The 12,234-nt window shown below is 62.8% G+C and carries 8 protein-coding genes; 4 read left to right on the forward strand and 4 right to left on the reverse strand.

The window, feature by feature from the left end; all coding sequences use genetic code 11:
- Positions 1–36 precede the first annotated feature (36 nt).
- The 3 genes from nfuA to N436_RS15620 all read right to left on the reverse strand — a co-directional run bounded on the left by nfuA (position 37) and on the right by N436_RS15620 (position 4,223).
- Positions 37–621: a Fe-S biogenesis protein NfuA gene (gene nfuA / locus N436_RS15610; protein WP_016714701.1), complete on the reverse strand. Its 585-nt coding sequence runs from the start codon at positions 619–621 to the stop codon at positions 37–39.
- A 58-nt stretch (positions 622–679) separates the two neighbouring features.
- Positions 680–1,714, reverse strand: coding sequence for an acyltransferase (locus N436_RS15615; RefSeq protein ID WP_110741498.1), 1,035 nt, complete (start codon positions 1,712–1,714; stop codon positions 680–682).
- Between the two features lie 208 nt (positions 1,715–1,922).
- Positions 1,923–4,223, reverse strand: coding sequence for a fatty acid cis/trans isomerase (locus tag N436_RS15620; RefSeq protein WP_110741499.1), 2,301 nt, complete (start codon positions 4,221–4,223; stop codon positions 1,923–1,925).
- A 175-nt stretch (positions 4,224–4,398) separates the two neighbouring features.
- Between N436_RS15620 and metH the strand changes: the two genes are divergently transcribed.
- Both metH and N436_RS15635 read left to right on the forward strand, forming a co-directional pair.
- The gene (metH, locus tag N436_RS15625; RefSeq protein WP_110741500.1) at positions 4,399–8,106 is read left to right on the forward strand and encodes a methionine synthase; all 3,708 of its coding nucleotides are present in this window, start codon (positions 4,399–4,401) and stop codon (positions 8,104–8,106) included.
- Between the two features lie 170 nt (positions 8,107–8,276).
- The gene (locus N436_RS15635; RefSeq protein WP_012271636.1) at positions 8,277–8,495 is read left to right on the forward strand and encodes a DUF2970 domain-containing protein; all 219 of its coding nucleotides are present in this window, start codon (positions 8,277–8,279) and stop codon (positions 8,493–8,495) included.
- A gap of 266 nt (positions 8,496–8,761) precedes the next feature.
- On the opposite strand, the gene N436_RS15640 is transcribed toward N436_RS15635, so the two are convergent.
- A complete protein-coding gene (locus N436_RS15640) occupies positions 8,762–9,835 on the reverse strand; it encodes an ABC transporter substrate-binding protein (protein ID WP_110741502.1) in 1,074 nt (357 codons plus the stop codon).
- 213 nt (positions 9,836–10,048) lie between these two features.
- On the opposite strand from N436_RS15640, the gene N436_RS15645 reads away from it, so the two are divergent.
- Positions 10,049–11,701, forward strand: coding sequence for a nitrite/sulfite reductase (locus N436_RS15645; protein WP_110741503.1), 1,653 nt, complete (start codon positions 10,049–10,051; stop codon positions 11,699–11,701).
- Positions 11,685–12,179, forward strand: coding sequence for a DUF934 domain-containing protein (locus N436_RS15650; RefSeq protein WP_105947964.1), 495 nt, complete (start codon positions 11,685–11,687; stop codon positions 12,177–12,179). The genes N436_RS15645 and N436_RS15650 overlap by 17 nt, the downstream gene beginning before the upstream one ends.
- The last annotated feature ends 55 nt before the right edge of the window (positions 12,180–12,234 follow it).

A 12,234-nucleotide genomic window follows, 5' to 3' on the forward strand; every position in this document is an offset into this window, starting at 1 on the left:
ACCGTAACACTTTGTTGCTAGAGAGCCGCCTTTGGCTTAGTAGTAAGCGTTCTCTTTCTGGCTGTGGTCGGTCACGTCACGCACGCCCTTCAATTCCGGAACACGCTCGAGCAGGGTGCGCTCGATACCTTCCTTCAGGGTGACATCGGCCTGGCCGCAGCCTTGGCAACCACCACCGAACTGCAACACGGCGATGCCGTCGTCAACCACGTCCACCAGGCTGACCTGGCCGCCGTGGCTAGCCAGACCCGGGTTGATCTCGGTCTGCAGGTAGTAGTTGATGCGCTCGTTGATCGGGCTGTCTTCGTTGACCATCGGCACCTTGGCGTTAGGCGCTTTGATGGTCAGCTGGCCACCCATGCGGTCGGTGGCGTAGTCAACCAGTGCGTCTTCCAGGAACGGCACGCTGACCGCATCCAGGTAAGCGGTGAAGCTCTTCAGACCCACGGCGGTGTCGTCAGGCTTCTCTTCGCCCGGCTTGCAGTAGGCAATGCACGTCTCTGCGTACTGGGTGCCCGGCTGGGTGATGAAAATGCGAATGCCGATGCCAGGCGTATTCTGCTTGGAGAGCAGATCGGCCAGGTAGTCATGGGCGGCGTCGGTAATGGTTATAGCGCTCATGTAGGTTCCTCACAGACTTGCCGCCAAGTGTACGCCAACCCGCTCATTGAACAAAGTCCTAGTATTTGACTCGGGAAAGCGCATATTCAGGGGCCGCCCCCCGTGGCGCCGCCAGCCAGGCCTGCATGCGCCGGTACAGACCGCGCTCCAGCCACTGGTAACTGAACCACGACATTAGTCCAATGGACGGCACGCACAGGGCAAACACCAGATACGGGTTCAACGGCAGGCGCTGGCTGGCGAACCAGCCGGCGTACAGCACCAGCACATGGACCAGGTACACCGAATACGAGCAGTCCCCCAAGGCCTTGAGCAGCCGGTTGCCTTGGAAAAGCGGTTCCAGCGCGATGAAGGCCATCACGATCATGGCGCTCGGTACGCCCCAATGCAGCAGGCGCTGGGACGCATCCAGGTGATAAATGGCCAGGCCCGCCACAACCAGCACGCCCAGCGGCAACCACCGCCCTTGGCGGATCAGCCCACGGCGATACAGCACGCCCAGGCCGATGCCGAGCAAGAACTCGTAGATGATGTCGTTGTTGTAAAAGCGGCTTAGCACACCCAGCCGGCCCAGCACCTCGCTGGCCAGCAACAAGGCCGCGGTAACCAGCAACAGGTGATGACGCTGGCGCACCAGGAAGGCCAGGCCGAACAGCAGGTAGAAGAACATCTCGAAGTTCAGCGTCCAGCCCACGTTCAGGGTCGGGTACAGGCCATAGCCTCCGGGGTTTTCTGCCGGGATGAACAGCATCGACAAGAACAGATGATGCCAGGCGAACACCTGATGTGGCATCCATTGGCTAAACGCCAGCAGCAACAGGGCCATCAACGCGGTGTAGAACCAGTAGGCCGGCACAATACGCAGCACCCGATTGAGCAGGAACTGGCGCGGTTCGATGGTTTTGTCGCGGGTCGACAGGTAGATGACCAGCCCGCTGATGACAAAGAAGATGTCGACGCCTACGGCGCCACGGTCGGTAAGCAGTTGGCCAATGGGGCCGGTGGCGTGGAAGTCGAAGAAGATCTGCATGAAATGGTGGCAGACCACCACCCAGGCGGCGAACGCCCGCAGTGCCTGAAGCGAATACAGCATGAAGTACCCTGCGCTTGCCGGTGCATTGAGGCCTTTGGGAGCGCTTTGCGCTCCATCGCCGGCAAGCCAGCTCCCACAGAGACCGCGCGTGCCTGAGAGCTACGCGGCCCCTGTGGGAGCTGGCTTGCCGGCGATTGGGCTGCATAGCAGCCCCCGGACCACCCACCTTTTCCGACCGCAGGGTACCCGGAAAGGTCAGCCTACCCGATCAGAGGTTCTCGTAGCGGTTCATATCCAGCACCCCCGCCTCCACCGGCTGGGTCTCCTTGATGAAGCTGTTCAAGTCATGGAAGTAGCGCCAGAACTCAGGATGACTACGGCGCACGCCCCAGCGCATGACGATGCGCTCGAACTTCGCCGGGTCATCTTTCGCATACTCCATGTCCTCGACGAACTCCGCCACATCCTTGGTCGGGATGTTGAAGATGAAGTTCGGGTAGCTGCTGAGCACGCCCGGGGCCAACGTCAAGGTATCCAGCCCCGGCTGATAGCGGTATGCCTCACCCAGCAGGAACGCCACGTTGCTGTGCGCACGGTTGCGCAGCAGGCTGTACACCTGGCGCTGGCCGCCCTGCCCTTCGATACGCAGCATGGTTGCCTCGGGCAACTGGTTGATCACCTTCAGCCCAGCAGCCGGGCGCGACACCAGGCGGCTGAGCGACTGCTCGGCATTGCGGAACTCTTCGTTCATCTGCGGCCGTGAGCAGAACGCGCCCTGGCAGCGGTTGATCGGGTCGGGCGTGGCATTCAGGCTGCCGGTGCGCTGCAACAGCTTCAGGCCAAAGTCGCGCTTGGGGTTGCGCGGGTCAAGCTGGATGCCGCTCGGGGTGTCGGTGTCGATGTCCTCATAGTCCATCCACATCTTCACTTTGCCGCTGTTCTGGTACCAGTCACCCAGGATCGCCTTGCGCTGGTCAGCCGGCATCAGGCGCAAGAAGTTGACCTCGGCACCGTTGCGAATCAGGTCGAAATACAGGCGCGTCTGCAACTGGTGCGAAACATTGCCGAACACGTCGAAGTTGACCGCCAACTGGTAATAGGTGCGCTCGAACAACGGGTAGTCGAACAACCACACGGTCAACGGCACGTCACCGATCAGGCCCTTGCTCACCGAGGCGCTGTCGAAGTGGCGGAAGATGCTCAGCAACGCGTTGTCGTTACCGGCCCACAAGGTCGACCAGCCCGGTGCGGGCATGTCGGCATAGGCGTCACGGCGCAGCTTTTCGTACTCGTTGCGTTTGTCGCGGTAGGCGTGCCACAGGCTCAGCACACTGCCCACGTCATCGATCTGGCCCGGCATGGCCAGCAGCGGCGTGGCCTCGCCACGGTATTTGGCGTCGGTGATGTAACGGTCGAAGGCCGGCTCCTGGAACAGCGCCCAGAAGTTATCGCGGATCACGTCAGTGGCGATCTGCCCACGGCACACCGGGCCCCGGATGAAGGTGCGTACGAAGTATTCGGCGTTATCCAGCATGAACTGGTAACGCGCCACTGCCGGGATCGCCTCGAAGGTTTCGAACGGGTTGGCCCGGTGACGCGGGCCGTAACCCGGCAGTGCGGTGGCGTGCCAGTCGCCGGCATAGAACAGCTGCTTCACCCGTTTGAGTTTCTGCGGCCCCATCGGGTAGGTGATGTGCGTCTTGTGCACGATCACACCCTGCACCGGGATCAACCGATAGTAGAAGTCGGTGCCCGGCGGGTCGTTGGGGCGGCGCGTGGCAATAATATCGACCGGCTTGCCGCTCGGCGTGCGCGAACGCACCCACTGGAAGAAGTGCCCCTGCTCCCCCCCAACGAAGTAGATATGCGCCAGGAACAAGTGCTCGTACAGCCAGCGGCCGACCAGCGCCTCGGTGGAACCCGGGCGGTTGAGCAGCTCTTCCCACTCGGTGATCTGCCGGGCTTCGGCTGCGCTTGGCTTGATCGGCTGGTATTCCACCGGCGCCCCCGCTGCCAGCCAACGGCGCAGGGTGTCGTATTCCTTGTCGGTCAGCCCGGTCACCGCCAACGGCATACCCTCTTTGGGGTGGGCGCCGGCATAGGCGTCGAACTCATGGGGCAGCGGGCACATGTTGTTGCGGTTCAGGCCCAGGACGATGTCCTCGGGCAACTTGGCGTTGGGTGTGAGTGGGGTCTTGTGCCCCAGTTCCAGCATGCGCGCCATCAGCGCGGCCTGGCTGCCCTGGTTGTCGAGCACCGAGTAGAAGCCCTTCTTGCGCCATTGCTCTTCGCTGTGGGCGTCGTAGAACAGCCGCGTGGTGGGCACCGCCTTGCTGCGCTCGCCCTGGTACACCGGGACCTTGCTGGCCCCGCGCACCGCGCCTTCCGGGCTTTCCAGCTTGAGTTGGCAGGCAGCGTCGTTGCAGGCGTGGCAGGCCACGCACTTCTCGGTGAAGATCGGTTGAATGTCCCGGGTGTAGGAAATAGCCGGGCTCGACTGGGGGGCTTGCCCGAACACCGCGCCGCTGATGAGCAGGGCGAAGGCGCCGGCAAGGATACGATGCACCATGTGCGAAAAGTCCTGGTTCTTGAAAGCCATCACGATTGTGCCTGGTCGTCCTTGGGTGCTGGTAATCGCGTCAACAACATGAGCAGTTTTCATGCAAATGGGCGATGTGCGTAAAAACCGCGCAGCTTTGTTATGATTCCGCACCTTCTGATATTTGCCCGACCAGGTAGTTCCTATGTCCGACCGCAGCGCTCGTCTCCAAGCACTCCAGAACGCACTCAAAGAGCGCATCCTGATCCTCGACGGCGGCATGGGTACTATGATCCAAAGCTACCGTCTCGAGGAACACGACTATCGTGGCACGCGTTTCGCCGATTGGCCAAGCGATGTCAAAGGTAACAACGACCTGTTGCTGCTCAGCCGCCCGGACGTGATCGCCGCCATCGAGAAAGCCTACCTGGATGCCGGCGCCGATATTCTCGAAACCAACACCTTCAACGCCACGCAGATTTCCCAGGCCGACTACGGCATGGAGTCGCTGGTCTACGAACTGAACGTCGAAGGCGCGCGCATCGCCCGCCAGGTGGCCGACGCCAAGACCCTGGAAACCCCCGACAAGCCGCGCTTCGTTGCCGGCGTGCTCGGCCCTACCAGCCGCACCTGCTCGATTTCCCCGGACGTCAACGACCCTGGCTACCGCAACGTCACCTTCGATGAGCTGGTCGAAAACTACATCGAGGCCACCCGCGGCCTGATCGAGGGCGGCGCCGACCTGATCCTGATCGAAACCATCTTCGACACCCTCAACGCCAAGGCGGCGATCTTCGCCGTTCAGCAAGTGTTCGAGGACGACAACGTCGAACTGCCGATCATGATCTCCGGCACCATCACCGACGCCTCCGGCCGTACCCTGTCCGGCCAGACCACCGAAGCGTTCTGGAACTCGGTGCGCCACGCCAAGCCGATTTCCGTGGGCCTGAACTGCGCCCTCGGCGCCAAGGACCTGCGCCCGTACCTGGAAGAGCTGGCGACCAAAGCCGACACCCATGTTTCGGCCCACCCCAACGCCGGCCTGCCGAACGCCTTCGGTGAATACGACGAGACCCCGGCGGAAATGGCTGCGGTGGTCGAGGAATTCGCCGCCAGCGGCTTCCTGAACATCATCGGCGGCTGCTGTGGTACCACCCCAGGCCACATCCAGGCCATTGCCGAAGCCGTGGCCAAGTACAAGCCGCGTGAGATCCCGGAAATCGCCAAGGCCTGCCGCCTGTCGGGCCTGGAGCCGTTCACCATCGACCGCCAGTCGCTGTTCGTCAACGTCGGCGAGCGCACCAACATCACCGGCTCCGCCAAGTTCGCCCGGCTGATCCGTGAAGAGAACTACACCGAAGCGCTGGAAGTCGCCCTGCAGCAGGTCGAGGCCGGCGCCCAGGTGATCGACATCAACATGGACGAAGGGATGCTCGACTCCCAGGCCGCCATGGTCCGCTTCCTCAACCTGATCGCCGGTGAGCCGGACATTTCCCGCGTGCCGATCATGATCGACTCGTCCAAGTGGGACGTGATCGAAGCGGGCCTCAAGTGCATCCAGGGCAAGGGCATCGTCAACTCCATTTCCATGAAGGAGGGCGTCGAGCAGTTCAAGCACCACGCCCGCCTGTGCAAGCGCTATGGCGCTGCCGTGGTGGTGATGGCCTTCGACGAGGTCGGCCAGGCCGACACCGCCGCGCGCAAGAAGGAAATCTGCCAGCGCAGCTATGACATTCTGGTCAACGAAGTGGGCTTCCCGCCGGAAGACATCATCTTCGACCCAAACATCTTCGCCGTCGCCACCGGTATCGAAGAACACAACAACTACGCCGTCGATTTCATCGAGGCCTGTGCCTACATCCGCGATCACCTGCCCCACGCGCTGAGTTCGGGCGGTGTGTCCAACGTGTCGTTCTCGTTCCGTGGCAACAACCCGGTGCGTGAGGCGATCCACTCGGTCTTCCTGTACCACGCAATCCAGAACGGCCTGACCATGGGTATCGTCAACGCCGGCCAGCTGGAAATCTACGACGAAATCCCGGCCGCACTGCGCGAAAAAGTCGAGGACGTGGTACTCAACCGCACCCCGCACGGCACCGACGCCCTGCTGGCGATCGCTGACGACTACCGGGGCGGCGGCGCCACCAAGGAAGTGGAAAACGAAGAATGGCGCTCGCTGCCGGTGGAAAAACGCCTGGAGCATGCGCTGGTCAAAGGCATTACCGCGTTCATTGTCGAAGACACCGAAGAATGCCGCCAGCAGTGCGCACGCCCGATCGAAGTGATCGAAGGCCCGCTGATGAACGGCATGAACGTGGTCGGCGACCTGTTCGGCGCGGGCAAGATGTTCCTGCCCCAGGTGGTCAAGTCGGCCCGCGTAATGAAGCAGGCCGTGGCGCACCTGATCCCGTTCATCGAGGCCGAAAAAGGCGACAAGCCGGAAGCCAAGGGCAAGATCCTGATGGCCACGGTCAAAGGCGACGTACACGACATCGGCAAGAACATCGTCGGCGTGGTACTGGGCTGTAACGGCTACGACATCGTCGACCTCGGCGTGATGGTGCCGGCCGAGAAAATCCTGCAAACCGCCCGCGAACAGAAGTGCGACATCATCGGTTTGTCCGGCCTGATCACCCCGTCGCTGGACGAGATGGTCCACGTTGCCCGTGAAATGCAGCGCCAGGGCTTCGAGCTGCCACTGATGATCGGCGGCGCTACCACCTCCAAGGCGCACACTGCGGTCAAGATCGAGCCGAAGTACAGCAACGATGCGGTCATCTACGTTACCGACGCCTCGCGTGCGGTAGGCGTTGCCACCCAGCTGCTGTCCAAGGAACTCAAGCCGGGCTTCGTCGAGAAGACTCGCGCAGAATACGTGGACGTACGCGAGCGCACCGCCAACCGCAGTGCCCGCACCGAGCGCCTGAGCTACAGCCAGGCCATCGCTGCCAAGCCGCAATACGACTGGGCCGGCTACCAGCCAGCGGTGCCCTCCTTCACCGGCGTCAAGGTGCTGGAAGACATCGACCTGCGCACCCTGGCCGAATACATCGACTGGACCCCGTTCTTCATCTCCTGGGACCTGGCCGGCAAGTTCCCGCGCATCCTCACCGACGAAGTGGTCGGCGAGGCGGCCACGGCGCTGTACAAGGATGCCCGCGAGATGCTCGACAAGCTGATCGACGAGAAGCTGATCAGCGCCCGCGCGGTGTTCGGCTTCTGGCCAGCCAACCAGGTGGCCGATGACGACATCGAGGTGTACGGCGAGGACGGCCAGCCGTTGGCCACCCTGCACCACCTGCGTCAGCAAACCATCAAGCCGGACGGCAAGCCCAACTGGTCGCTGGCCGACTTCGTCGCGCCAAAAGCCAGCGGCGTCACCGACTATGTGGGCGGGTTCATCACCACGGCCGGCATCGGTGCCGAGGAAGTGGCCAAGGCTTACCAGGACAAAGGCGACGACTACAGCTCGATCATGGTCAAGGCCCTGGCCGACCGCCTGGCCGAAGCCTGCGCCGAATGGCTGCACGAACAGGTGCGTAAAGAACACTGGGGCTATGCCCGCGACGAGCAGCTGGACAATGAGGCGCTGATCAAGGAGCAGTACAGCGGCATTCGCCCGGCCCCGGGCTACCCGGCCTGCCCCGACCACACCGAGAAGGAAACCCTGTTCCGCCTGCTCGATGGCACCGCCATTGGCGAAACCGGGCCGAGCGGCGTGTTCCTGACCGAGCACTTCGCGATGTTCCCGGCGGCGGCGGTCAGCGGCTGGTACTTTGCCCACCCGCAGGCGCAATACTTTGCCGTGGGCAAGGTGGACAAGGACCAGATCGAGAACTACAGCGCGCGTAAGGGCCAGGATGTGAGCGTGAGCGAGCGCTGGCTGGCGCCTAACCTCGGGTACGACAGCTAAGACCGCGCTGGCTTCTTCGCGGGCTTGCCCGCTCCCACAGGTACGTCACTGCCCTTGAGGTTTGTGCTGTACCTGTGGGAGCGGGCAAGCCCGCGAAGAGGCCGGCACAGGCAACCTCATAGCCATTGCCTACACTGTCCCTGATTGCCTCTGATTCTTCAGGAGCCACCATGGACGATTCCAGCCAGGGCAAACCGCCTACCTTCTGGCAGATGCTGCACAGCATCCTCGCCGCCGCCTTCGGCGTGCAAAGCGGCAAGAACCGCGCCCGCGACTTTACCCACGGCAAAGCCAGCCATTTCATCGCACTGGGGACGCTGTTCACCCTGGTGTTCATTGCCGTCCTGATCGGCCTGGTGCAACTGGCCCTGCACCTTACCGCCCGCTAGAAATGAAAACGCCTGCGGGATTCCCTCCCGCAGGCGCTCTGACGGCTTCACGGTCTTGAGAACAGGTCTACTGGTGGCTGACCCAATACACGGCAGTGACCACCACCAACACGATCAGGCAGAGGATCGCCCAGGCATCGACGCTGCTGTCAGCTTTGCGGACCTTGGTTGAGTTTCCCATTGCATTGCCTCTTGTAGTGGTTATGGGAATGCACTTCACCACCAGCAGTTAAGACGAGCAATGCCCTTTCCTCAAGCAGGGTCTTTCAATATTCGACCGGTGCCGTCAGAAACGGATACTGGTAGCCAGACGGCCGCCCTTCGGCACTGTAATGCTGGAAATCGACACCGTAGTCGTCCCGTTCCAGCAGTTTCAGCCAACGCCTGGCTTTGGCCTGGTCGATCAACTGCAGCACCGGCGCACTGTGCTCGCGCAGGCCATCGCGGTTCAGCGCCAGCCCGTGTGCGTCGTCGTGCAGCATCACCATGGCCCAGCCACCCAGGGTAAAGTGCCCGCCCATCAACACACTCAGGCGGCCATCGATACGCGCGCGCAAGGCCTCGGGCGAACTGTTGACCGCGCTGAACAGCACATCGCGCCCCGGCTTGCGCCCGGCGGCTTCGAACGCCTGCATGGCGCCAAAGGCCATTTCGTCATTGGCCGACCACACCAGACGCGTGGCCGGGTAGCGCTCCAGCAACTGCTGCGCCTGCTCGTAGGCGCGCTGGCGGCTCCAGCCGCCATACACCACCTGGCGCAGGCGCACCTGAGGGAAGTCGGCCAGCGCGCGGCGCATGCCCTCCTCGCGCAGCTGCGAGGCCGGGGTGGTCTTGACCCCGGCAAAAGCCACGAGGTCCACCGCCCCGACGTCGTGCGGCAGTTGCGCGACCATCTGGTGCAACATCTGGAAGCCCGCCTGCTCGTCGTTGCTCATCAAGGTGCCCAGCGGCTCGGCATACTTGTCGGGCTGGGCCTGAATGCTGCGAACCTGGCTGGCCGTCAGGCCATTGTTGACCAACAGCAGCTTCACCCCCGTGCCACGCGACAGGCGCAGCACTTCGGGCGCGACGTACTGCTCGTTGACCAGCACCAGGTAATCCGGCCGCTGCGCCCCACTCAGGATCGCCCGGGCCTGGGTCAGCGCCAGGTCGGCGCGGCGCTCGCTGTATTCCACCCTGAGGGACATGCCCAGCTCATCTGCGGCGGCCTGCATGAAGCGGGTGTAGCTGGTCCAGAACGTCTCGGTGGACAGCCCTGGGTTGAGGAAAACCACCGATGGCTGCGCGCTTGCCGCCAGCGGCAGGGCTAGACACAAGCTTTGGCACAGGGCCTTGAGCATGGGGTCACATCTCTGCGAAGCAAACGCCGGATTATAAACGCCCTGCCTCACCCAAGGCACAAATGGCAGTCAGTCTCACATAGTCCATTTGGTTCTTTTCATATGCTAAAACATCACTTTAGCGCATAACCGCAACCTGATATCGTTCCCCGGCTCCGTACCGGAGTGCGCGGCCGTGCGCGCGAATAGCTGCATGCCTGAGACAGGACTTATATGTACGTATACGACGAGTACGATCAGCGGATCATCGAGGACCGCGTCAAGCAGTTCCGTGATCAGACCCGCCGCTACCTGGCCGGTGAGCTGAGCGAAGAAGAATTCCGCCCTCTGCGCCTGCAGAACGGCCTTTACATCCAACGTTTCGCGCCGATGCTGCGTGTCGCCGTGCCGTACGGCCAGCTGAACGCCACCCAGGTCCGCACCCTGGCCAAGATCGCTCGCGACTACGACAAGGGCTATGCCCACATTTCCACCCGCCAGAACGTGCAGTACAACTGGCCGGCGCTGGAAGACATCCCGGACATCCTCGCCGAACTGGCCACCGTGCAGATGCACGCGATCCAGACCAGCGGCAACTGCCTGCGCAACACCACCACCGACCAGTTCGCCGGTGTGGCCGCAGACGAAATCATCGACCCGCGCCCGTGGTGCGAGATCGTCCGTCAGTGGACCACCTTCCACCCGGAATTCGCTTACCTGCCGCGCAAGTTCAAGATCGCCATCAACGGCTCGCAGGAAGACCGCGCCGCCATCGAAGTGCACGACATCGGCCTGGAGCCGGTGCGCAACGCTGCCGGCGAGCTGGGCTTCCGTGTGCTGGTCGGCGGTGGCCTGGGCCGTACCCCGGTGGTGGGCTCGTTCATCAACGAGTTCCTGCCGTGGCAAGACCTGATCAGCTACCTGGACGCCATCCTGCGCGTGTACAACCGTTACGGTCGCCGTGACAACAAGTACAAGGCGCGGATCAAGATCCTGGTCAAGGCCCTGACCCCGGAAGTGTTCGCCGAGAAGGTCGAGGCCGAAATGGTCCACCTGCGTGGCGGCAGCACCACCCTGACCGAAGATGAAGTCCAGCGCGTGTCGCGCCACTTCGTCGACCCGGACTACCTGGCCCTCGACAACGTCGACTACGCCGCCCAGGACGCCGAATACCCAGGCTTCGCCCGCTGGCGTTCGCGCAACACCCGCGCCCACAAACGCCCGGGTTACGTGGCCGTGACCCTGTCGCTCAAGCCGACCGGCGTTGCCCCGGGCGACCTGACCGACAAACAGCTGGACGCCGTGGCCGACCTGGCCGAGCGCTACAGCTTCGGCTTCCTGCGCACCTCGCATGAGCAGAACATCATCCTCGCCGACGTCGAGCAGCGCCAGCTGCACGCGCTGTGGCTGGAGCTGCGCGAAGGCGGCTTCGCCACGCCGAACATCGGCCTGCTGACCGACATCATCTGCTGCCCGGGCGGTGACTACTGCTCGCTGGCCAACGCCAAGTCGATCCCGATCGCCGAATCCATCCAGCGCCGTTTCGACGACCTGGACTACCTGTTCGACATCGGTGAAATCGACCTGAACATCTCTGGCTGCATGAACGCCTGCGGCCACCACCACGTGGGCCACATCGGCATCCTCGGCGTGGACAAGAAGGGTGAGGAGTTCTACCAGGTGTCGCTGGGCGGCAACGCCGCGCGTGGCGCAAGCCTGGGCAAGATCCTCGGCCCGTCCTTCGCCCAGGAGGCCATGGCCGATGTGATCGAGAAGCTGATCGCCGTGTACGTCGAACAACGTACCGAGGAAGAGCGTTTCATCGACACCTACCAGCGTATCGGCATCGACCCCTTCAAGGAACGCGTCTATGCAGCGAATCATTAAGAACAACCAGATCGTCGACGAAACCTGGCACCTGCTGCCCAAGGAAACGTCCTTTGACGAGCTGACCAACTGCGACGACTACATCGTCCCGCTGCAACTGTGGCGTGACCACGCCCATGTGCTCAAGGCCCGCGACGGCGGCCTGGGCATCTGGCTGGACAGCGACGAAGAAGCCGAAGAAATCGGCGAAGACGTGCAGCACTTCCAGGTCATCGCGCTGAACTTCCCGGCCTTCACCGACGGGCGCAACTACTCCAATGCGCGCCTGCTGCGTGACCGCTACAAGTTCAAGGGCGAGCTGCGCGCCATTGGCGACGTGCTGCGCGACCAGCTGTTCTTCATGGCCCGCTGCGGTTTCGATGCATTCGCCATCCGTGCCGACAAGGACCCGGAAGACGCACTGCAAAGCCTGAAGGACTTTTCGGTGACCTACCAGGCCGCCACCGACGAGCCGCTGCCGCTGTTCCGCCGCCGCTGATCGTCACCTGCAATGCCTGACGGCCCGCCTCCATGGCGGGCCGTTTCGTTTCCTG

The sequence above is a fragment of the Pseudomonas sp. RV120224-01b genome, from assembly GCF_003208145.1.
Classification (GTDB): domain Bacteria; phylum Pseudomonadota; class Gammaproteobacteria; order Pseudomonadales; family Pseudomonadaceae; genus Aquipseudomonas; species Aquipseudomonas monteilii.